The organism is Streptomyces sp. NPDC002537, assembly GCF_053594975.1.
This window is the reverse complement of record NZ_JBSFWT010000114.1, coordinates 1-20,914: the sequence shown is the minus strand read 5'-3', so window position 1 is coordinate 20,914 and position 20,914 is coordinate 1. Positions and strand designations below refer to the sequence as shown.

Below are 20,914 nucleotides of genomic sequence, written 5' to 3'. Positions count from 1 at the left end.
CGGCACCGCGCGATCCTCACCTCCGTCGGCCTGCCCGTCACCTACCGCGGCGACCAGTGGCCCAAGCTCGTCGAGACCATGAAAGTCGACAAGAAATCCCGCGGCGACCGGCTGCGCTTCATCGTCCTCGACGGCCTCGCCAAACCCACCGTCCTCGAAAGCCCCGACCCGGCGATGCTCCTCGCCGCGCACGCGGAGATCGCCGCGTGAGCCGCCGGGTGCTCGTGCTGAACGGGCCCAACCTCGGCCGGCTGGGCTCGCGGGAGCCGGACGTCTACGGCGCGACCTCCTACGCCGGGCTGGTGGCGGAGTGCACCCGGCTCGGCAAGGAGCTCGGTCTCGACGTCGAGGTCCGGGAGACCAACGACGAGGGCGAGCTGGTCCGCTGGCTGCACGAGGCCGCGGACGGCTCGGTGCCGGTCGTCATCAACCCCGGTGCCTTCACGCACTATTCGTACGCGATGCGGGACGCCGCCGCGCAGCGGACCGCGCCGCTCGTCGAGGTGCACATCTCCAACCCGTACGCGCGCGAGGAGTTCCGCCACACGTCGGTGATCGCGGCGGTCGCCAGCGGCACGGTCGCGGGCTTCGGCATCGGCTCGTACCGCCTCGCCCTGCGCGCACTGGCGGAGGAACTCACGGGCTGAGCCGGGCGTTCCCGGTGCGCGGGCCGGGGAAGGGGCTCTCGGGTACTCTCCCGTCTGTCCGGCTCGGGGTGGCCGGGGGACGAACCGCCCGTAGCCCCCTTCACCACGCGGCGGAGCCGCGTCCGTACGAGACGGAGTGCCACCGGATGCAGCACCCTGTGGGACCGCCGCTGCCACCACCACCCCACCCGCCGATGCCCGCCGTCCCGCCGCCACCCGGGCCGGAGGCCGCCGCGCACTTCGCCGCGCCGGTCCCCGAGGCCGCGCACGCGGCCGTCGCGCTGCTGCTCATCGGCCCGGCCGGGGCGGGCAAGACGACCGTGGCCCGGCACTGGGCGGACACCCGCCGGGTGCCCACGGCCCACATCAGCCTCGACGACGTGCGCGAGTGGGTGCGGTCCGGCTTCGCCGACCCGCAGTCCGGGTGGAACGACCACTCCGAGGCGCAGTACCGGCTGGCCCGCCGCACCTGTGGCTTCGCCGCCCGCAACTTCCTCGCCAACGGCATCTCCTGTGTGCTGGACGACGCGGTCTTCCCCGACCGCCCCGTCGTCGGCCTCGGCGGCTGGAAGCGGCATGTCGGCCCCGGGCTGCTGCCCGTCGTCCTGCTGCCCGGCCTGGAGATCGTCCTGGAGCGCAACGCCGAGCGCACCGGCAACCGCCGCCTCGGCGACGAGGAGGTCGCCCGGATCCACGGCCGGATGGCCGGCTGGTACGGCTCCGGTCTGCCGATCATCGACAACTCCCAGCAGGACGTCGCGACGACCGCCCGGCTCCTGGACGACATCGTCGCCCGCGCCGCGACCGCCGCCCCGCCCGGCTGGTAGCGCCCGGTCGGACGCGTTGGAACGGCCCGTCCCGGAGCTCCGCCGTACGCTCGGAAACATGTCCGAGGTGTACGCGGCCCGTCGCGCGCGGCTGCGCGAGCGGTGCGGGGCGGCCGGGAGCGAGGCCGCCCTGGTGACCGGCGGCGCCAACGTCCGGTATCTGGCCGGTGGGGTGCCGACGGGCGCCGCGCTGCTGCTCGGCCCTCCCGAGGACACCCTGTTCTGTCCGGGCGACTCCGTCGTGGCGACGGCGGCCGACCGCCCTGCGGAGGGGCTGCGGATCGTGCTGCTGCCCGTGCCGGACGGCGACCCCGCCGTCGCGGCCGCCGAGCGGGCCGTCGCGGCCGGGACCCGCTCGCTCGCCGTCGAGGAGCACCACCTGACCGTCGCCCGGCACCGGGCCCTGGGCTCGGTCGCGCCCCGGCTGCGCCTGGACGACCTCGGCACGGCCGTGGAACAGCACCGGGTCGTCAAGGACGACGAGGAGATCTCGGCGCTGCGGATCGCCGCGGAGATCGCCGACCAGGCCCTGGGCGAGCTCCTGGAGTCGATCCTCGTCGGCCGTACGGAGCGCCACCTGGCGCTGGAGCTGGAGCGCCGTCTGGTCGACCACGGCGCGTCCGGCCCGGCCTTCACCACCTCGGTCGGCACCGGCCCGAACTCCGGCCTGGCCGGGCACGTGCCCACGGACCGCCGGGTCGAGGAGGGCGATTTCCTCTGTGTCTGCCTGGGCGCCGACTACCGCGGCTACCGCAGCGAGGTCGCCCGCACCTTCGTGATCGGCACGGCTCCGGCGGACTGGCAGATCGAGCTGTACGAGCAGGTGTTCGCGGCGCAGCGGGCGGGCCGGGAGAAGCTGGCGCCCGGTACGCCGTGCCGTGATGTGGACCGTGCGGCACGGGTCGTCCTGGAGTCCGCGGGGCACGGTGAACGGCTCGGGCCGAGCATCGGACACGGCGTGGGACTCGAAAACGACGAGGACCCTCGGCTCACACCTTCCGCAATGGGTAAACTGGACGCTTGCGTGCCGGTCACCGTAGATCCGGGGGTTCACCTCCCGGGGCGGGGCGGCGTCCGGATCGATGACACGCTCGTCGTCCGCCCCGAGGCGGACGGCGGACCCGAGCTACTCACCATCACGACCAAAGAGCTGCTCGCGCTCTAGCCGGCGCACCGCACTTTCTGGTTCCACCAGTCCAGGAGATACCGCAACCGTGGCATCCACGAACGACCTCAAGAACGGCATGGTGCTCAAGCTCGAAGGCGGCCAGCTCTGGTCCGTCGTCGAGTTCCAGCACGTCAAGCCCGGCAAGGGCCCCGCCTTCGTCCGTACGAAGCTGAAGAACGTGCTCTCCGGCAAGGTGGTCGACAAGACCTTCAACGCCGGTGTGAAGGTCGAGACGGCCACCGTCGACAAGCGCGGTATGCAGTTCTCGTACATGGACGGCGAGTACTTCGTGTTCATGGACATGGACACGTACGAGCAGCTGCACGTCGACCGCAAGGCCGTCGGTGACGCCGCCCACTTCCTGATCGAGGGCTTCGAGGCCGTCGTCGCGAAGCACGGCGACGAGGTGCTCTACGTCGAGCTGCCGGCCGCCGTCGAGCTGACGATCAAGCACACCGACCCGGGTGTCCAGGGCGACCGCTCCACCGGTGGGTCCAAGCCGGCCACGCTGGAGACGGACTACGAGATCCAGGTCCCGCTCTTCATCACCACGGGCGAGAAGATCAAGGTCGACACGCGCACCGGCGATTACCTCGGCCGGGTGAACAGCTAACCGTGGCCGCCCGCAGCAAGGCCCGCAAGCGCGCCTTCCAGATCCTCTTCGAGGCCGATCAGCGCGGCACGACCGTGCAGAACGTCCTCGCGGACTGGATTCGGCACTCCCGGTCCGACGACCGGCAGCCGCCGGTCAACGAGTACACGATGCAGCTGGTCGAGGGGTACGCGGAGCACGTGTCCCGCATCGACGAGCTCATCGCCACCTACGCGGTCGACTGGGACCTGGACCGGATGCCCGTCGCCGACCGGAACATCGTGCGCCTCGGCGCGTACGAGCTGATCTGGGAGGACGGCACCCCGGACGCGGTGGCGATCGACGAGGCGGTGCAGCTCGCCAAGGAGTTCTCCACCGATGAGTCGCCGGCCTTCGTGAACGGTCTGCTCGGCCGTTTCAAGGAGCTCAAGCCGTCGCTCCGCCGCGAGGAGCAGTAGCAGCGGCGGACCGCACCAAGCACAAACCGCCTGGGGGCGGGAAACCGGAAGGTTTCCCGCCCCCAGGCGGTTGTCGTGGCCGGACCGGCCGTCAGGCGTCCTCGTGCTGGACCGCGCGACGCGCGTCGGCGTCGAGCACGCCCCAGCTGATCAGCTGCTCGGTGAGCACCGAGGGCGACTGGTCGTAGATGACGGCGAGGGTGCGCAGGTCGTCCTGGCGGATCGACAGGACCTTGCCGTTGTAATCGCCGCGCTGGCTCTGGATGGTCGCCGCGTAGCGCTGGAGCGGGCCGGCCTTCTCCGCCGGCACGTGGGCCAGGCGCTCAAGGTCCAGGACCAGCTTCGGCGGCGGCTCGGCGGCCCCGCCCGGCGTGGTGCCCGGCAGCAGTTCCTGCACCGGAACGCCGTAGAAGTCGGCCAGCTCGGCAAGGCGCTGCACGGTCACGGCACGGTCGCCGCGCTCGTACGAACCCACTACCACGGCCTTCCAGCGGCCCTGGGACTTCTCCTCGACGCCATGGAGGGAGAGGCCCTGCTGGGTGCGGATGGCGCGGAGCTTGGCCCCGAGCTGTTTGGCGTATTCGCTGGACATAAAGCTCCCCGGACGCTGTATCGACGTGCGACGGCGTCTTTTCCGACTGCCGCGTGTCTGGTAACTCACTGTGAGGTTACGCAGCGTAATCTGACTTCGTCAAGCCGAATGGTCCACGGCATCCCCCGTGCGGGGCTGTGGCCAGTGTTCACCGTGGTTGCTGGTACGGTGAGAAGCAGTAAATCCCGACGTCCTTTAATGTCCGTCCCGTGAGGCGGAGAAGGGGGTCCGTTTCGTATGGACACAAACCGTGCCGCGAACCCGACGGGTTCCGCCGCAGCCGCCCGTCCGGTGCTCGAAGCGCCGGACATCGCCCGGGTCCTGACCCGTATCGCCCACGAGATCGTCGAGCGCGCCAAGGGTGCCGACGACGTGGTGCTCCTCGGCATTCCGACGCGTGGCGTCTTCCTCGCCCGTCGGCTGGCTGCCAAGCTCGAGGAGATCACCGGGGGCAAGACCCCGGTCGGCTCCCTCGACATCACCATGTACCGCGACGACCTGCGGCTCCGCCCGGCCCGTGCGCTCGCCCGCACCGACATCCCGGCTCCGGGCATCGACGGCCGTCTGGTGATCCTCGTCGACGACGTGCTCTTCTCCGGCCGGACGATCCGCGCCGCGCTCGACGCGCTCAACGACATCGGCCGCCCCCGTGCCGTCCAGCTCGCGGTCCTCGTCGACCGCGGCCACCGCGAACTTCCGATCCGCGCCGACTATGTCGGCAAGAACCTCCCCACGTCGCTGCGGGAGACGGTCAAGGTCCAGCTCACCGAGGAGGACGGCCGCGACAGCGTGCTCCTCGGCGTGCGCGGGACCGCCCCGGCGGCCGGTCAGTAGCACCCCCGACGGATCCGGCCACCCCCCGGGCCCGTACCGCCGCATGCCCGGCCACCACCCCCGTATATCTCCCCACTACGGAGCAAACCGGATGAAGCGCCACCTCATCTCGGCCACCGATCTCACCCGTGACGACGCCGTCCTGATCCTCGACACCGCCGAGGAGATGGCCCGGGTCGCGGACCGGCCGATCAAGAAACTGCCCACCCTGCGCGGCCGCACCGTCGTCAACCTCTTCTTCGAGGACTCGACCCGGACCCGTATCTCCTTCGAGGCCGCCGCCAAGCGGCTCTCCGCCGACGTCATCAACTTCTCGGCCAAGGGCTCCTCGGTCTCCAAGGGCGAGTCCCTGAAGGACACCGCCCTGACCCTGGAGGCCATGGGCGCCGACGCCGTCGTCATCCGGCACCACGCCTCCGGCGCCCCCTACCGGCTGGCGAACTCCGGCTGGATCGACGGAGCCGTGGTCAACGCCGGCGACGGCACCCACGAGCACCCCACCCAGGCGCTCCTGGACGCCTTCACCATGCGCCGCCGCCTGGTCGGGCGCGACGCCGGGCTCGGCAAGGACCTCTCGGGCCGCCGGATCACGATCGTCGGCGACGTCCTGCACAGCCGCGTGGCCCGCTCCAACGTCCACCTGCTGCACACCCTCGGCGCCGAGGTCACCCTGGTCGCGCCGCCCACCCTGGTGCCGATCGGCGTCGAACGGTGGCCCTGCGAGGTCTCCTACGACCTGGACGCGGTGCTGCCGAAGTCCGACGCCGTCATGATGCTGCGCGTCCAGCGCGAGCGCATGAACGCCGCCTTCTTCCCCACCGAGCGTGAGTACTCCCGCCGCTACGGGCTGGACGGCGACCGGATGGCGCGGATGCCGGAGCACGCCATCGTGATGCACCCCGGCCCGATGAACCGGGGCATGGAGATCACGGCCGAGGTCGCCGACTCCACCCGCTGCACCGCGGTCGAGCAGGTCGCCAACGGCGTCAGCACCCGGATGGCCGTCCTCTACCTGCTGCTCGGCGGCTCCGAGCCGGCTGTCGCCCACCCGTCGCCCACCGCCACCCTTGATCGAGGCGCTTCGCGCCACCCCTCCGTTGATCGCACCGAGGAGAACAACTAATCATGAGCAAGATCCTTATCCGCGGTGCGAAGGTCCTCGGCGGCGAGCCCCAGGACGTGCTGATCGACGGCGAGACCATCGCCCAGGTGGGCACCGGTATCGAGGCGGGCGACGCCACCGTCGTCGAGGCGGACGGCAAGATCCTGCTGCCTGGCCTGGTCGACCTCCACACCCACCTGCGCGAGCCGGGCCGCGAGGACTCCGAGACCGTCCTCACCGGCACCCGCGCCGCGGCGAGCGGCGGCTACACCGCCGTCTTCGCCATGGCCAACACCTTCCCGGTCGCCGACACGGCCGGTGTCGTCGAGCAGGTGTGGCGCCTGGGCAAGGAGTCCGGCTACTGCGACGTGCAGCCCATCGGCGCCGTCACCGTCGGCCTGGAGGGCAAGCAGCTCGCCGAGCTCGGCGCGATGCACGAGTCCGCCGCCGGGGTCCGGGTCTTCTCCGACGACGGCAAGTGCGTCGACGACGCCGTGATCATGCGCCGCGCCCTGGAGTACGTGAAGGCGTTCGGCGGTGTCGTCGCCCAGCACGCCCAGGAGCCCCGCCTCACCGAGGGCGCCCAGATGAACGAGGGCATCGTCTCCGCCGAGCTCGGCCTGGGCGGCTGGCCCGCCGTCGCCGAGGAGTCGATCATCGCCCGCGACGTCCTCCTCGCCGAGCACGTCGGCTCCCGGGTGCACATCTGCCACCTCTCCACGGCCGGCTCGGTGGAGATCGTCCGCTGGGCCAAGTCGCGCGGCATCGACGTCACCGCCGAGGTCACCCCGCACCACCTGCTCCTCACCGACGAGCTCGTCCGCTCGTACGACCCGGTCTACAAGGTGAACCCGCCGCTGCGCACCGAGCGCGACGTGATGGCGCTCCGCGAGGCCCTGGCCGACGGCACGATCGACATCGTCGCCACCGACCACGCCCCGCACCCGCACGAGGACAAGGACTGCGAGTGGGCCGCGGCCGCCATGGGCATGGTGGGCCTGGAGACCGCGCTGTCCGTCGTCCAGCACACGATGGTCGAGACCGGGCTGCTGGACTGGGCGGGCGTCGCCGAGCGGATGTCGGCCAAGCCCGCCGCCATCGGCAGCCTCACCGGCCACGGACGGCCCATCGCCGCCGGAGAGCCCGCCAACCTCACCCTGGTCGATTCCGCTTACCGTGGTGTCGTGGACCCCGCGGGCTTCGCCTCCCGCAGCCGCAACACCCCCTACGAGGGCCGCGAGCTGCCGGGTCGCGTCACCCACACCTTCCTGCGGGGACGGGCTACGGTCGTGGACGGGATTCTCGCGTGACACCTGCACTGATCAACCTGGCGGTCGAGGAGAAGTCCCAGGCCGTCACCGACTGGGCCGGCCGGATCGGCTGGGTCGTCGGACTGCTGCTCTTCATCGCGCTGCTCTACTGGCTGATGCGCGAGGGCTGGAAGTGGCGCCGCACGCTCCAGGGCGATCTGCCCGAGCTGCCCACCGCCCCGCCGGAGCCCGGCGAACCCCGGCTGACCATGGCGGGCCGCTACCACGGCTCCACCACCGCCGGGCAGTGGCTCGACCGGATCGTCGCGCACGGCCTCGGCACCCGCAGCCGCGCCGAGCTCACCCTGACGGACCGCGGCATCAGCGTCGTGCGCCCCGGCGACCAGGACTTCTTCATCCCCGCGGACCGGGTCCGCGGCGCCCGGCTCGACAAGGGCATCGCGGGCAAGGTCCTCACCGAGGGCGGCCTGCTGGTGATCACCTGGGCGCACGGCGACCGTGAGATCGACTCCGGATTCCGCTCCGACCGGGCCGCCGAGCACCCCGCGTGGGTCGAGGCACTCACCCATCCGCACCACCTGAACCACGACATGGAAGGCGCACGATGACGACCTCCACCAGGGGGACCGCCAAGGTCCCCGCCGTACTCGTCCTGGAGGACGGCCGGACCTTCCGCGGCCGCGCCTACGGGGCCGTGGGGGTGACCTTCGGCGAGGCGGTGTTCTCCACCGGCATGACCGGCTACCAGGAGACCCTCACCGACCCCTCGTACCACCGCCAGGTGGTCGTCATGACCGCCCCGCACGTCGGCAACACCGGTGTCAACGACGAGGACCCCGAGTCGCAGCGGATCTGGGTCGCCGGGTACGTCGTCCGCGACCCCGCCCGTGTGCCGTCCAACTGGCGCTCCCGCCGCTCCCTCGACGAGGAGCTGGTCCACCAGGGCGTCGTCGGCATCAGCGGCATCGACACCCGCGCCCTCACCCGCCACCTGCGGGAGCGCGGCGCCATGCGCGTCGGCATCTTCTCCGGCAACAGCCTGCCCGACGAGGGAACGATGCTCGCCGAGGTGCGCCAGGCCCCCGAGATGCAGGGCGCCGACCTCTCCGCCGAGGTCGCCACCAAGGAGGCGTACGTCGTCCCCGCGATCGGCGAGAAGCGCTTCACCGTCGCCGCGGTCGACCTCGGCATCAAGGGCATGACCCCGCACCGGATGGCCGAGCGCGGCATCGAGGTGCACGTCCTGCCCGCCACCGCCACGGTCGAGGACGTCTACGCCGTCGACCCCGACGGCGTGTTCTTCTCCAACGGTCCGGGCGACCCGGCCACCGCCGACGGCCCCGTCGCCGTCATGAGGGCCGTGCTGGAGCGGAAGACGCCGCTCTTCGGCATCTGCTTCGGCAACCAGATCCTCGGCCGGGCCCTCGGCTTCGGCACCTACAAGCTGAAGTACGGCCACCGCGGCATCAACCAGCCCGTGCAGGACCGCACCACCGGCAAGGTCGAGGTCACCGCGCACAACCACGGCTTCGCCGTCGACGCCCCGCTCGACAAGGCGACCGACACCCCCTACGGCCGCGTCGAGGTCTCCCACGTCTGCCTCAACGACAACGTGGTCGAAGGCCTCCAGCTGCTCGACCAGCCGGCCTTCAGCGTCCAGTACCACCCCGAAGCAGCAGCGGGCCCGCACGACGCCGCGTACCTGTTCGACCGCTTCGTCTCCCTGATGGAGGGCCAGCGTGCCTAAGCGCACCGACATCCAGTCCGTCCTGGTCATCGGCTCCGGCCCGATCGTCATCGGCCAGGCCGCGGAGTTCGACTACTCCGGCACCCAGGCCTGCCGGGTCCTCAAGTCCGAGGGCCTGCGGGTCATCCTGGTCAACTCCAACCCGGCCACGATCATGACCGACCCGGAGATCGCCGACGCCACCTACGTCGAGCCGATCACCCCGGAGTTCGTCGAGAAGATCATCGCCAAGGAGCGCCCCGACGCCCTCCTGCCCACCCTCGGCGGCCAGACCGCGCTCAACACCGCGATCTCCATGCACGAGAACGGCGTCCTGGAGAAGTACGGCGTCGAGCTCATCGGCGCCAACGTCGAGGCCATCCACAAGGGCGAGGACCGCGACCTGTTCAAGGGCGTCGTCGAGGCCGTCAACGCCAAGATCGGCCACGGCGAGTCCGCGCGCTCGGTCATCTGCCACACCATGGACGAGGTCCTCGCGGGCGTCGGGACGCTCGGCGGCTACCCGGTCGTCGTCCGCCCCTCCTTCACCATGGGCGGCGCCGGCTCCGGCTTCGCCCACGACGAGGACGAACTGCGCCGCATCGCGGGCCAGGGCCTCACGCTCTCCCCGACCACCGAGGTGCTCCTGGAGGAGTCCATCCTCGGCTGGAAGGAGTACGAGCTGGAGCTGATGCGCGACAAGAACGACAACGTCGTGGTCGTCTGCTCCATCGAGAACTTCGACCCCATGGGCGTGCACACCGGTGACTCGATCACCGTCGCCCCGGCGATGACGCTCACCGACCGCGAGTACCAGCGGCTGCGCGACATCGGCATCGCGATCATCCGCGAGGTCGGCGTCGACACCGGCGGCTGCAATATCCAGTTCGCGGTCGACCCCGAGGACGGCCGGATCATCGTCATCGAGATGAACCCGCGCGTCTCCCGCTCCTCGGCGCTCGCCTCCAAGGCCACGGGCTTCCCGATCGCGAAGATCGCCGCCCGGCTCGCCGTCGGCTACACCCTCGACGAGATCCCCAACGACATCACCGAGAAGACCCCGGCGTCCTTCGAGCCCACGCTCGACTATGTCGTGGTCAAGGCCCCGCGCTTCGCCTTCGAGAAGTTCCCGGCCGCCGACGCCACCCTCACCACCACCATGAAGTCGGTCGGCGAGGCCATGGCCATCGGCCGCAACTTCACCGAGGCGCTCCAGAAGGCCCTGCGCTCGCTGGAGAAGAAGGGCTCGCAGTTCGACTTCGTCTCCGAGCCCGGTGACAAGGCGGAGCTGCTGGCCAAGGCGGTCGTCCCCACCGACGGCCGGATCAACACCGTCATGGCCGCGATCCGCGCCGGGGCCACCCCGGAGGAGGTCTTCGACGCCACGAAGATCGACCCCTGGTTCGTCGACCAGCTCTTCCTGATCAAGGAGATCGCGGACGAGCTCGCCGCCGTCGGCGAGCTGGAGCCCGAGCTGCTCGCCGAGGCCAAGCGGCACGGCTTCTCCGACGCCCAGATCGCCGGCATCCGCGGCCTGCGCGAGGACGTCGTCCGCGAGGTCCGGCACGCCCTCGGCGTCCGCCCGGTCTACAAGACGGTCGACACCTGCGCCGCCGAGTTCGCCGCGAGGACGCCGTACTTCTACTCCTCCTACGACGAGGAGAGCGAGGTCGCGCCGCGCGAGAAGCCCGCCGTGATCATCCTCGGCTCCGGCCCCAACCGCATCGGCCAGGGCATCGAGTTCGACTACTCCTGCGTCCACGCCTCCTTCGCGCTCAGCGAGGCGGGCTACGAGACCGTGATGGTCAACTGCAACCCGGAGACCGTCTCCACCGACTACGACACCTCCGACCGGCTCTACTTCGAGCCGCTCACCCTGGAGGACGTCCTGGAGATCGTGCACGCCGAGACCCTCGCCGGTCCCGTCGCGGGCGTCGTCGTCCAGCTCGGCGGCCAGACCCCGCTGGGCCTCGCGCAGGCGCTCAAGGACAACGGCGTGCCGATCGTCGGCACCTCGCCCGAGGCCATCGACCTCGCCGAGGAGCGCGGCGCCTTCGGCCGCGTCCTCACCGAGGCCGGGCTGCCCGCGCCCAAGTACGGCACCGCCTTCTCCTTCGAGGAGGCCAAGGGCATCGCCGCCGAGATCGGCTACCCCGTCATGGTCCGCCCGTCCTACGTGCTCGGCGGCCGCGGCATGGAGATCGTCTACGACGAGCCGTCGCTGGGGGAGTACCTCACCCGCCACGCCGGCCTGATCTCCGAGCACCCGGTGCTCATCGACCGCTTCCTCGACGACGCCATCGAGATCGACGTCGACGCGCTCTACGACGGCCACGAGCTCTACCTCGGCGGCGTCATGGAGCACATCGAGGAGGCCGGCATCCACTCCGGCGACTCCGCCTGCGCGCTGCCCCCGATCACCCTCGGCGGCTTCGACATCAAGCGGCTGCGCGCCTCCACCGAGGCCATCGCCAAGGGCGTCGGCGTCCGCGGCCTGATCAACATCCAGTTCGCCATGGCCGGGGACATCCTCTACGTCCTGGAGGCCAACCCGCGCGCCTCCCGTACGGTCCCCTTCACCTCGAAGGCGACCGCCGTGCCGCTGGCCAAGGCCGCCGCCCGCATCTCGCTGGGCGCGACCGTCGCCGAGCTGCGCGCCGAGGGCATGCTGCCCAAGGAGGGCGACGGCGGCACCCTGCCGCTGGACGCGCCGATCTCCGTCAAGGAGGCCGTGATGCCGTGGAGCCGCTTCCGCGACGCCTCCGGCCGCGGCGTGGACACCGTCCTCGGCCCGGAGATGCGCTCCACCGGCGAGGTCATGGGCATCGACTCCGTCTTCGGCACGGCGTACGCCAAGTCGCAGGCGGGCGCGTACGGCGCGCTGCCCACCAAGGGCCGCGCGTTCGTCTCCGTCGCCAACCGCGACAAGCGCTCGATGATCTTCCCGGCCCGTGAGCTGGTCGCCCACGGCTTCGAGCTGCTCGCCACCTCCGGCACCGCCGAGGTCCTCAAGCGCAACGGCATCAACGCCACCGTGGTGCGCAAGCAGAGCGAGGGCGAGGGCCCCAACGGCGAGAAGACCATCGTCCAGCTCATCCACGACGGCCAGGTCGACCTGATCGTCAACACCCCGTACGGCACCGGCGGCCGCCTCGACGGCTACGAGATCCGTACGGCCGCGGTCGCCCGCGCCGTGCCCTGCCTGACCACGGTCCAGGCCCTCGCGGCCGCCGTCCAGGGCATCGAGGCGCTCACCCGCGGCGACGTCGGCGTCCGTTCCCTCCAGGAACACGCCGGAGCGCTGACCGCCGCCCGCGAGGCGTAGGCCGCAGGAGGGGGACACCGGAAGGTGTCCCCCTCTTCGCGAGAGCCCCGCCCCGCACCCCGTACCGAAGGCTGGACATGTACCGACTCTTCTTCGACCTGATCTTCAAGCGCATGGACCCCGAGAAGGCCCACCACCTGGCCTTCGCCTGGATCCGCGGCGCCGCCCGCGTCCCCGTCCTGCGGACCTTCGTCGCGGCCGTCCTCGCCCCCCGCCACAAGGCGCTGCGCACCGAGGCGTTCGGCCTGCGGATGCACGGCCCCTTCGGGCTCGCCGCCGGCTTCGACAAGAACGCGGCCGCCATCGACGGCATGGCCATGCTCGGCTTCGACCACGTCGAGATCGGCACCGTCACCGCGCAGCCGCAGCCCGGCAACCCCAAGAAGCGGCTCTTCCGCCTTGTCGCGGACCGCGCGCTCATCAACCGCATGGGCTTCAACAACGACGGCTCGGCGGCCGTCGCGGAGCGCCTCGCGGCCCGCGCCGAGGTCTTCAGGACCACGGTCGGCGTCAACATCGGCAAGACCAAGGTCGTCCCCGAGGAGGAGGCCGTCGCCGACTACGTCACCTCCACCGAGCGCCTCGCCGCCCACGCCGACTACCTCGTCGTCAACGTCTCCTCGCCGAACACGCCGGGCCTGCGCAACCTCCAGGCCACCGAGGCGCTGCGCCCGCTGCTGGCCGCCGTCCGCGAGGCCGCCGACCGCACGGTCACCACGCGCCGGGTGCCGCTCCTGGTGAAGATCGCCCCCGACCTGGCCGACGAGGACGTCGACGCCGTCGCCGACCTCGCCGTCGAGCTCGGCCTGGACGGCATCATCGCCACCAACACCACCATCGCCCGCGACGGCCTCGGGCTCGCGACCCCGAAGCGCACCGTCGAGGCCATCGGCGCGGGCGGCCTCTCCGGCGCGCCCCTCAAGGCACGCTCGCTGGAGGTCCTGAGCCGCCTGTACGCCCGTGTGGGCGACCGGATCACGCTCGTGGGCGTCGGGGGCATCGAGACCGCCGACGACGCCTGGGAGCGCATCCTGGCGGGCGCGACCCTCGTCCAGGGCTACAGCGCCTTCATCTACGAGGGCCCCTTCTGGTGCCGCCGCGTCCACCGCGGCCTCGCCGAGAAGCTGGCCGCCGGCCCGTACGCCACCCTCGCCGAGGCGGTGGGCGCGGCGACGCGCGAGAAGACGGCCTGACGTCGCCGACAAGGTTGCGCCCACCGGCCCGCACCCGCTCCCACAGACTTCCGGAGGAACACCCGTGACCAAGACCCCCGCCGAGCCCTTCGGCAGCCGCCTGCGCCGCGCCATGGACGACCGAGGCCCCCTCTGCGTGGGCATCGACCCGCACGCCGCGCTGCTCGCCGACTGGGGCCTCACCGACGACATCGCCGGCTTGGAGCGCTTCGCGCACACCGTCGTGGAGGCGCTGGCCGACCGCGTCGCCGTCCTCAAGCCGCAGTCCGCCTTCTTCGAGCGGTTCGGCTCGCGCGGCATCGCCGTCCTGGAGCGGGCCGTCGCCGACGCCCGCGCAGCGGGCGCGCTGGTCCTCATGGACGCCAAGCGCGGCGACATCGGCTCCACCATGGCCGCGTACGCCGCGACCTACCTCGACCCGTCCTCGCCGCTCTTCTCGGACGCCGTCACCGTCAGCCCGTACCTCGGCTACGGCTCGCTGCGCCCGGCCCTGGACCTGGCGCGCGAGAGCGGCACCGGCGTGTTCGTCCTCGCGCTCACCTCGAACCCCGAGGGCGCGGAGGTGCAGCACGCGGTGCGGGCCGGGGGCGCGAGCGTCGCCGCGACCATGCTGGACCACCTGCGGAACGAGAACGCGGACGCGGCGCCCATGGGCTCGTTCGGCGCGGTCGTCGGCGCCACGCTGGGCGACTCCCTCGCCGCGGCTGGCGCGGACCTGGCGATCAACGGCCCGCTGCTCGCCCCCGGCATCGGCGCGCAGGGCGCCACCGCGGCCGATCTGCCGAAGGTCTTCGGCGCGGCCGTCCGCGACGTCGTCCCGAACGTCAGCCGCGGCGTGCTGCGGCACGGCCCGGACGTCGCCGCGCTGCGCGAGAGCGCCGCGCGGTTCGCGGACGAGGTGCGCGTCGCGGTGGAGTCGGGCGGTCCGGCGGCCGGCTGACCGCCGCCACGGGCCGGACCCGGACCGGACGGGAACCGGACTCGAACGAGAAATTGTCGGCCAGTATGTCCGGAAAAGTCCCGGTCGAGCGAGTCTGACCAGGACTTTTCGTCTGTTCTCGCTGACTGGAGCGGGATCGGCCGCTAGTCTCCGACGAGAGCGAACGTGCAAGCGCGTTGCGTGTTGCTCACCAGGTGTGTGCCGACTAGGTTCCACACCGGTCCGTTATCCGACAGTTCGATATCCGAGGTGACGTAGGCGTGGCTCTTCCGCCCCTTACCCCTGAACAGCGCGCAGCCGCGCTCGAAAAGGCCGCCGCGGCTCGCCGGGAGCGCGCCGAGGTCAAGAATCGGCTCAAGCACTCCGGCGCCTCGCTGCACGATGTGATCAAGCAGGGCCAGGAGAACGAGGTCATCGGCAAGATGAAGGTGAGCGCACTCCTGGAAAGCCTTCCCGGTGTGGGCAAGGTCCGTGCCAAGCAGATCATGGAGCGGCTCGGCATCTCCGAGAGCCGCCGGGTGCGCGGTCTCGGCTCCAACCAGATCGCGTCACTGGAGCGTGAGTTCGGCGGCAAGGCCGCCTGACGTTCCCAGGCACTCCCGGGAACCGGGATAATCACTGCATGAGTACTGCAGTCTCCCGGGGCACGACCCCCGTATCCCCGGCCAGACAACCGCGGCTGACCGTGCTCTCCGGCCCCTCCGGGGTCGGCAAGAGCACGGTCGTCGCCCATATGCGCAAGGCCCACCCCGAGGTGTGGCTCTCGGTCTCCGCCACCACCCGCAAGCCGCGCCCCGGCGAGCAGGAAGGTGTCCAGTACTTCTTCGTGGACGACGAGGAGTTCGACAAGCTCGTCGCCAACGGTGAGCTGCTGGAGTGGGCGGAGTTCGCGGGCAATCGCTACGGCACCCCGCGCCGGCCGGTCCTCGACCGGCTGGCCGCGGGTCAGCCCGTGCTGCTGGAGATCGACCTCCAGGGCGCCCGGCAGGTCCGCGAGACCATGCCGGACGCCCGGCTGGTCTTCCTCGCGCCGCCGAGCTGGGACGAGCTGGTCCGCCGGCTCACCGGCCGGGGCACGGAGTCGCCCGAGGTCATCGAGCGCCGCCTGGCCGCCGCCAAGGTCGAGCTGGCCGCCGAGTCGGAGTTCGATGTGACGCTCGTCAACACCTCCGTCGAGGATGTGGCGCGCGAGCTGCTAGCCTTGCTGCGTTGAGCTGGGGGTATCCCCAGAACCCCTGAAGTTCTCGATCTCCACCCCCATCGGAAGGCAGACAGTGTCCTCTTCCATCACCGCGCCCGAGGGCATCATCAACCCGCCGATTGATGAGCTGCTCGAGGCAACCGACTCGAAGTACAGCCTGGTGATCTACGCCGCCAAGCGCGCCCGTCAGATCAACGCGTACTACTCGCAGCTCGGCGAGGGCCTGCTGGAGTACGTCGGCCCGCTGGTGGACACCCACGTCCACGAGAAGCCGCTCTCCATCGCGCTCCGCGAGATCAACGCCGGTCTGCTGACCTCCGAGGCCATCGAGGCCCCGGCGCAGTAGAGCGGCCGACAGACGTCATCGAGGGCCCGGCAGCACGGCTGCCGGGCCCTTGGTGTGTCATGGGTACGTAGAGCCCATGGAAGTGCGTGAGAGCGCGGGGAGAAGCGAAGCGATGGACAAGCCCAAGGTCGTCCTGGGGGTCAGCGGCGGAATCGCCGCGTACAAGGCGTGCGAGCTGCTGCGCCGTCTCACCGAGTCGGGGCACGACGTACGGGTCGTGCCGACGGCCGCGTCCCTGCACTTCGTCGGCGAGGCGACCTGGTCGGCGCTGTCCGGCCACCCGGCCGCCACCCAGGTGTGGGACTCCGTCCACGAGGTGCCGCACGTCCGGATCGGCCAGGAGGCGCAGCTCGTCGTCGTGGCGCCCGCCACCGCCGACATGCTGGCCAAGGCCGCCCATGGCCTCGCCGACGACCTGCTGACCAATACGCTCCTCACCGCGCGCTGCCCGGTCGTCTTCGCGCCCGCCATGCACACCGAGATGTGGGAGAACCCGGCCACCCAGGAGAACGTGGCGACCCTGCGCCGCCGCGGCGCGATCGTCATCGAGCCCGCCGTCGGCCGCCTCACCGGTGTCGACACCGGCAAGGGCCGCCTCCCGGACCCCGAGCAGATCTTCGAGGTCTGCCGCCGGGTGCTCGCCCGCGGCTCCCGTCCTGCCGACCTCGCCGGCCGCCACGTGGTCATCAGTGCGGGCGGCACCCGGGAGCCCCTCGATCCCGTGCGCTTCCTCGGCAACCGCTCCTCCGGCAAGCAGGGCTACGCCCTGGCCCGTACCGCCGTGGCCCGCGGCGCCCGGGTCACCCTCGTCGCCGCCAACACCGAGCTGCCGGACCCCGCCGGGGCCGACGTCGTACGGGTCGGCACCGCGGTGCAGCTCCGGGAGGCCGTGCTGAAGGCCGCCGCCGACGCCGACGCCGTGGTCATGGCGGCCGCCGTCGCCGACTTCCGGCCCGCCCACTACGCCGAGGGCAAAATCAAGAAGCGGGACGGGCAGGAGCCCGCGCCCGTCGAACTCGTCCGGAACCCCGATGTGCTCGCCGAGCTCTCGGCCGACCGCGCCCGCCCCGGACAGGTCGTCGTCGGCTTCGCCGCGGAGACCGACGACGTCCTCGCCAACGGCCGTGCCAAGCTCGCCCGAAAGGGCTGTGACCTGCTGGTTGTCAATGAAGTGGGGGAGCGGAAGACCTTCGGCGCCGAGCAGAGCGAGGCCGTGGTGCTCGCCCCCGACGGCTCCGAGACGCCCGTCCCGTACGGGCCGAAGGAAACCCTCGCGGAGACCGTGTGGGACCTGGTGGCGCAGCGGTTCTCCTGATACGGGCGGGGCGCCCGGTGAGGCGGGGATCACAGGTCAGGGGGCCCTTGATGCGCCACGGGATGTTCGAACGCCGGGCAGTCCGGATAAACTGACCTCTGGTTCCCCGCGTCGAGCGCAGCTCTCGGCCGGGTGCCGTCAATGATCAGCCAGCAGCCGCTGCAACCCCAGGGAGCGATGTGTCCCGCCGCCTGTTCACCTCGGAGTCCGTGACCGAGGGTCACCCCGACAAGATCGCTGACCAGATCAGCGACACCATTCTCGACGCGCTCCTCAGGGAGGACCCGACGTCGCGCGTCGCCGTCGAGACCTTGATCACCACCGGCCTGGTGCATGTCGCCGGTGAGGTGACGACGAAGGCCTACGCCCCGATCGCCACGCTCGTCCGCAACAAGATCCTGGAGATCGGTTACGACTCGTCCAAGAAGGGCTTCGACGGCGCTTCTTGTGGTGTGTCGGTGTCCATCGGTGCGCAGTCCGCGGACATCGCGCAGGGTGTGGACACGGCGTACGAGAGCCGTGTGGAGGGTGACGAGGACGAGCTCGACAAGCAGGGTGCGGGCGACCAGGGCCTGATGTTCGGTTATGCGTGTGACGAGACGCCGACCCTGATGCCGCTCCCGATCGAGCTGGCGCACCGTCTGTCGCGTCGTCTGTCGGAGGTCCGCAAGAACGGGACGATCCCGTACCTGCGCCCCGATGGCAAGACGCAGGTGACGATCGAGTACGACGGCAACAAGGCCGTCCGTCTCGACACCGTCGTCGTCTCCTCCCAGCACGCTTCGGACATCGATCTGGACTCGCTGCTCGCTCCCGACATCCGTGAGTTCGTGGTGGAGCACGTGCTGGGGGAGCTGGTCGGGGACGGCATCAAGCTGGACACCGAGGGCTATCGTCTGCTGGTGAACCCGACCGGCCGGTTCGAGATCGGCGGCCCGATGGGCGATGCGGGTCTGACGGGCCGGAAGATCATCATCGACACCTACGGCGGCATGGCCCGTCACGGCGGTGGCGCGTTCTCGGGCAAGGACCCGTCCAAGGTGGACCGTTCGGCGGCGTATGCGATGCGCTGGGTGGCGAAGAATGTGGTGGCCGCGGGTCTGGCTTCGCGGTGCGAGGTGCAGGTGGCGTACGCGATCGGCAAGGCCGAGCCGGTGGGTCTGTTCGTGGAGACCTTCGGTACCAACACGGTCGGGACCGAGAAGATCGAGCATGCCATCGGCGAGGTCTTCGATCTCCGCCCGGCCGCGATCATCCGTGATCTGGATCTGCTGCGGCCGATCTACGCGCAGACCGCCGCTTATGGTCATTTCGGCCGTGAGCTGCCGGACTTCACGTGGGAGCGCACCGACCGCGTCGACGCACTGAAGAAGGCCGCGGGCCTGTAGGCAGGTCCCGGCAGGGTTTCCCGCAGTGGCCCGGACGTCCCCCGAGGGGGGTGTCCGGGCCACTGCCGTCTGTCGGGACACCGCCCGTCGTTGTCAGCGGTGTCTGCTAAGACTGGAGCTGTGAGCAGCGATGACGGTCGGACGGGGCCGGTGGGGGAGCCGGAGGGCGGGGAGCAGCTCGCGCTGATCCGGGAGACCGTGCGGCAGGCCAAGGTGCCGCGGGCCAAGCCGCGCACCTGGCGGGGGGCGGCGCTGGCGGAGGAGTTCCCCGTGGCGCGGGTCCTCGTGGACAAGGGGCTCATCCACCTCGACCAGTACTTCGACTACGCGGTGCCCGCCGCGATGGACGCCGAGGCACGGCCCGGCGCGCGGGTGCGGGTGCGGTTCGGGGCCCGGGTCGCCAAGGGGCGGCGCGAGGGCGGGGAGCTGCACAACGGGTTCATCGTCGAGCGGCGCGCGGAGAGCGACTACCGGGGCCCGTTGGCTCCCATCGCCCAGGTGCTGTCCCCGGAGCCGGTGCTCGGACCGGAGCTGCTGCGGCTCTGCCGCGCCGTGGCCGACCGCTACGCGGGCACCCTCGCCGATGTCGTCCAGCTCGCCGTGCCGCCGCGCAGAGCCCGCGCCGAGGCCGCCGCGTCGCCCGCGCCGTTGCCGCCGCCCGCGCCGCCGGAGCCCGGCAGCTGGTCGCGCTACGCCACCGGCCCCGCCTACCTCGCCGCCGTCGCGCGCGGTGACGCGCCGCGCGCGGTGTGGACGGCGCTGCCCGGCCCGCACTGGCCGGACGAGCTGGCCCGCGCCGCCGCCGCCGCGCTCGCCTCCGGGCGGGGCGCGCTGATCGTCGTGCCGGACGGCCGCTGCGCCGCCCGCGTCGACGCCGCGCTGACCGGGCTGCTCGGCGAGGGCCGCCATGTGCTGCTGACGGCCGACACCGGGCCGGAGGAGCGCTACCGGCGTTGGCTCGCGGTCAGCCGGGGCTCCGTACGGGCCGTGGTCGGCACCCGCGCCGCGATGTTCGCGCCCGTGCGCGATCTGGGGCTCGCGGCCATCTGGGACGACGGCGACTCCAGCCACAGCGAGCCGCACGCCCCGCAGCCGCACGCGCGCGAGGTGCTGCTGCTGCGGGCGGCGCACGAGAAGGCGGCGTTCCTGCTCGGCGGCTTCGGCTGCACGGTCGAGGCGGCCCAACTGGTGGACACCGGCTGGGCGCTGCCGCTGACGGCCGCCCGCGAGCAGGTGCGAGCCGCGGCACCGCTGATCCGTACGGTCGGCGACGCGGACCAGGCGCGGGACGAGGCGGCCCGCGCCGCCCGGCTGCCCACGCTCGCCTGGCAGGCCGCGCGGGAGGGCCTCAAACACGGCCCGGTGCTCGTCCAGGTGCCGCGCCGGGGCTACGTCCCGCGGCTGGCCTGCGAGCGCTGCCGGGAGCCCGCGCGCTGCCCGGACTGCGCCGGGCCGCTGGAGGCCCGCGGCGCCGACGGCGAACTGCACTGCGGCTGGTGCGCGCGAGCGGCGCGCGACTGGCACTGCGCCGAGTGCGGCGGCTCCCGGCTGCGCGCCCTGATCGTGGGGGCCGGGCGCACCGCGGAGGAGCTCGGCCGCGCCTTTCCCGCCGTGCCCGTGCGGACCTCCGGGCGGGACCACATCCTCGAAACGGTCCCCGGCCGTCCCGCGCTGATCGTGGCCACGCCCGGCGCCGAGCCGGTCGCCGAGGGCGGTTACGCCGCGGCCCTGCTGCTCGACGGCTGGGCGCTGCTGGGCCGCCCCGACCTGCGCGCGGGCGAGGAGGCGCTGCGCCGCTGGCTGGGCGCGGCCGCGCTGGTGCGGGGCCAGGAGGCGGGCGGCACCGTGGTCGTCGTCGCCGAGCCCACCCTGCGGCCGGTGCAGGCGCTGGTCCGCTGGGATCCGGCCGGGCACGCGGTCCGCGAGCTCGCGGACCCCGTCCGTTCCAGCAGCGACAGCGCCGAGCAGTAGTGCTCCTCCGCCGTCTCG

The 20,914-nt window shown here is 71.8% G+C and carries 19 protein-coding genes and 2 pseudogenes; 20 read left to right on the top strand and 1 reads right to left on the bottom strand.

Going from position 1 to position 20,914, the window contains the following annotated elements; all coding sequences use genetic code 11:
- The 6 genes and pseudogenes from ACWD4A_RS32230 to nusB form a co-directional block, all read left to right on the top strand.
- A pseudogene (locus ACWD4A_RS32230) lies at window positions 1-210 on the top strand (3-dehydroquinate synthase); the annotation flags it as partial.
- On the top strand, window positions 207-647 hold the full coding sequence (gene aroQ / locus ACWD4A_RS32225) for a type II 3-dehydroquinate dehydratase (protein WP_451199516.1): 441 nt from the start codon (window positions 207-209) through the stop codon (window positions 645-647). The pseudogene ACWD4A_RS32230 and the gene aroQ, both read left to right, overlap by 4 nt.
- Window positions 648-715: 68 nt before the next feature.
- Window positions 716-1,474 (top strand): AAA family ATPase, encoded by a 759-nt coding sequence (locus ACWD4A_RS32220; protein WP_451199515.1) that lies wholly within the window; start codon window positions 716-718, stop codon window positions 1,472-1,474.
- Between the two features lie 58 nt (window positions 1,475-1,532).
- The gene (locus ACWD4A_RS32215; protein ID WP_451199514.1) at window positions 1,533-2,639 is read left to right on the top strand and encodes a M24 family metallopeptidase; all 1,107 of its coding nucleotides are present in this window, start codon (window positions 1,533-1,535) and stop codon (window positions 2,637-2,639) included.
- Between the two features lie 49 nt (window positions 2,640-2,688).
- A complete protein-coding gene (gene efp, locus ACWD4A_RS32210; protein WP_451199513.1) occupies window positions 2,689-3,255 on the top strand; it encodes an elongation factor P in 567 nt (188 codons plus the stop codon).
- Between the two features lie 2 nt (window positions 3,256-3,257).
- A complete protein-coding gene (gene nusB / locus ACWD4A_RS32205; RefSeq protein WP_451199511.1) occupies window positions 3,258-3,692 on the top strand; it encodes a transcription antitermination factor NusB in 435 nt (144 codons plus the stop codon).
- A 91-nt stretch (window positions 3,693-3,783) separates the two neighbouring features.
- Here nusB and bldD read toward each other — a convergent pair whose 3' ends face one another.
- On the bottom strand, window positions 3,784-4,284 hold the full coding sequence (gene bldD / locus ACWD4A_RS32200) for a transcriptional regulator BldD (protein ID WP_004948690.1): 501 nt from the start codon (window positions 4,282-4,284) through the stop codon (window positions 3,784-3,786).
- A 237-nt stretch (window positions 4,285-4,521) separates the two neighbouring features.
- Here bldD and pyrR point away from each other — a divergent pair, with 237 nt between their 5' ends.
- The 14 genes and pseudogenes from pyrR to ACWD4A_RS32130 form a co-directional block, all read left to right on the top strand.
- Complete coding sequence (pyrR, locus tag ACWD4A_RS32195) at window positions 4,522-5,118, top strand: bifunctional pyr operon transcriptional regulator/uracil phosphoribosyltransferase PyrR (RefSeq protein ID WP_451199509.1); 597 nt, start codon at window positions 4,522-4,524, stop codon at window positions 5,116-5,118.
- Between the two features lie 91 nt (window positions 5,119-5,209).
- Window positions 5,210-6,241: an aspartate carbamoyltransferase catalytic subunit gene (locus ACWD4A_RS32190; protein ID WP_451199507.1), complete on the top strand. Its 1,032-nt coding sequence runs from the start codon at window positions 5,210-5,212 to the stop codon at window positions 6,239-6,241.
- A 2-nt stretch (window positions 6,242-6,243) separates the two neighbouring features.
- Window positions 6,244-7,530 carry a dihydroorotase gene (locus ACWD4A_RS32185; protein ID WP_451199504.1) on the top strand — a complete coding sequence of 429 codons (1,287 nt, stop codon included), beginning with the start codon at window positions 6,244-6,246 and terminating at the stop codon, window positions 7,528-7,530.
- Entirely contained in the window at window positions 7,527-8,099 is a 573-nt protein-coding gene (locus tag ACWD4A_RS32180; RefSeq protein ID WP_451199502.1) for a PH-like domain-containing protein, read from the top strand. The genes ACWD4A_RS32185 and ACWD4A_RS32180 overlap by 4 nt, the downstream gene beginning before the upstream one ends.
- On the top strand, window positions 8,096-9,238 hold the full coding sequence (carA, locus tag ACWD4A_RS32175) for a glutamine-hydrolyzing carbamoyl-phosphate synthase small subunit (protein ID WP_451199499.1): 1,143 nt from the start codon (window positions 8,096-8,098) through the stop codon (window positions 9,236-9,238). Before ACWD4A_RS32180 ends, carA begins: the two co-directional genes overlap by 4 nt.
- Window positions 9,231-12,542 (top strand): carbamoyl-phosphate synthase large subunit, encoded by a 3,312-nt coding sequence (gene carB, locus ACWD4A_RS32170; RefSeq protein WP_451199497.1) that lies wholly within the window; start codon window positions 9,231-9,233, stop codon window positions 12,540-12,542. The genes carA and carB overlap by 8 nt, the downstream gene beginning before the upstream one ends.
- Before the next feature lie 77 nt (window positions 12,543-12,619).
- Complete coding sequence (locus ACWD4A_RS32165) at window positions 12,620-13,735, top strand: quinone-dependent dihydroorotate dehydrogenase (RefSeq protein WP_451199496.1); 1,116 nt, start codon at window positions 12,620-12,622, stop codon at window positions 13,733-13,735.
- A 64-nt stretch (window positions 13,736-13,799) separates the two neighbouring features.
- Window positions 13,800-14,675, top strand: a complete 876-nt coding sequence (pyrF, locus tag ACWD4A_RS32160; RefSeq protein ID WP_451199495.1) for an orotidine-5'-phosphate decarboxylase — start codon at window positions 13,800-13,802, stop codon at window positions 14,673-14,675.
- Window positions 14,676-14,935: 260 nt separating this feature from the next.
- On the top strand, window positions 14,936-15,259 hold the full coding sequence (locus tag ACWD4A_RS32155) for an integration host factor (protein WP_116210718.1): 324 nt from the start codon (window positions 14,936-14,938) through the stop codon (window positions 15,257-15,259).
- A gap of 38 nt (window positions 15,260-15,297) precedes the next feature.
- Complete coding sequence (gmk, locus tag ACWD4A_RS32150; RefSeq protein WP_451199492.1) at window positions 15,298-15,888, top strand: guanylate kinase; 591 nt, start codon at window positions 15,298-15,300, stop codon at window positions 15,886-15,888.
- 61 nt (window positions 15,889-15,949) lie between these two features.
- The gene (gene rpoZ / locus ACWD4A_RS32145) at window positions 15,950-16,222 is read left to right on the top strand and encodes a DNA-directed RNA polymerase subunit omega (RefSeq protein WP_004948662.1); all 273 of its coding nucleotides are present in this window, start codon (window positions 15,950-15,952) and stop codon (window positions 16,220-16,222) included.
- A gap of 112 nt (window positions 16,223-16,334) precedes the next feature.
- A complete protein-coding gene (gene coaBC / locus ACWD4A_RS32140; protein WP_451199490.1) occupies window positions 16,335-17,537 on the top strand; it encodes a bifunctional phosphopantothenoylcysteine decarboxylase/phosphopantothenate--cysteine ligase CoaBC in 1,203 nt (400 codons plus the stop codon).
- 179 nt (window positions 17,538-17,716) lie between these two features.
- Window positions 17,717-18,925 carry a methionine adenosyltransferase gene (metK, locus tag ACWD4A_RS32135; protein WP_451199487.1) on the top strand — a complete coding sequence of 403 codons (1,209 nt, stop codon included), beginning with the start codon at window positions 17,717-17,719 and terminating at the stop codon, window positions 18,923-18,925.
- 120 nt (window positions 18,926-19,045) lie between these two features.
- A pseudogene (locus ACWD4A_RS32130) lies at window positions 19,046-20,860 on the top strand (primosomal protein N'); the annotation flags it as partial.
- Between the last annotated feature and the right edge of the window lie 54 nt (window positions 20,861-20,914).

What these genes read in the sequence shown, in the direction of transcription:
- ACWD4A_RS32215 (WP_451199514.1), top strand. Translation starts at nt 1,533, where the DNA reads ATGTCCGAGGTGTACGCGGCCCGTCGCGCGCGGCTGCGCGAGCGGTGC.
- bldD (WP_004948690.1), bottom strand. Translation starts at nt 4,284, where the DNA reads ATGTCCAGCGAATACGCCAAACAGCTCGGGGCCAAGCTCCGCGCCATC.
- pyrR (WP_451199509.1), top strand. Translation starts at nt 4,522, where the DNA reads ATGGACACAAACCGTGCCGCGAACCCGACGGGTTCCGCCGCAGCCGCC.
- ACWD4A_RS32190 (WP_451199507.1), top strand. Translation starts at nt 5,210, where the DNA reads ATGAAGCGCCACCTCATCTCGGCCACCGATCTCACCCGTGACGACGCC.
- ACWD4A_RS32185 (WP_451199504.1), top strand. Translation starts at nt 6,244, where the DNA reads ATGAGCAAGATCCTTATCCGCGGTGCGAAGGTCCTCGGCGGCGAGCCC.
- carA (WP_451199499.1), top strand. Translation starts at nt 8,096, where the DNA reads ATGACGACCTCCACCAGGGGGACCGCCAAGGTCCCCGCCGTACTCGTC.
- ACWD4A_RS32165 (WP_451199496.1), top strand. Translation starts at nt 12,620, where the DNA reads ATGTACCGACTCTTCTTCGACCTGATCTTCAAGCGCATGGACCCCGAG.
- gmk (WP_451199492.1), top strand. Translation starts at nt 15,298, where the DNA reads ATGAGTACTGCAGTCTCCCGGGGCACGACCCCCGTATCCCCGGCCAGA.
- coaBC (WP_451199490.1), top strand. Translation starts at nt 16,335, where the DNA reads ATGGACAAGCCCAAGGTCGTCCTGGGGGTCAGCGGCGGAATCGCCGCG.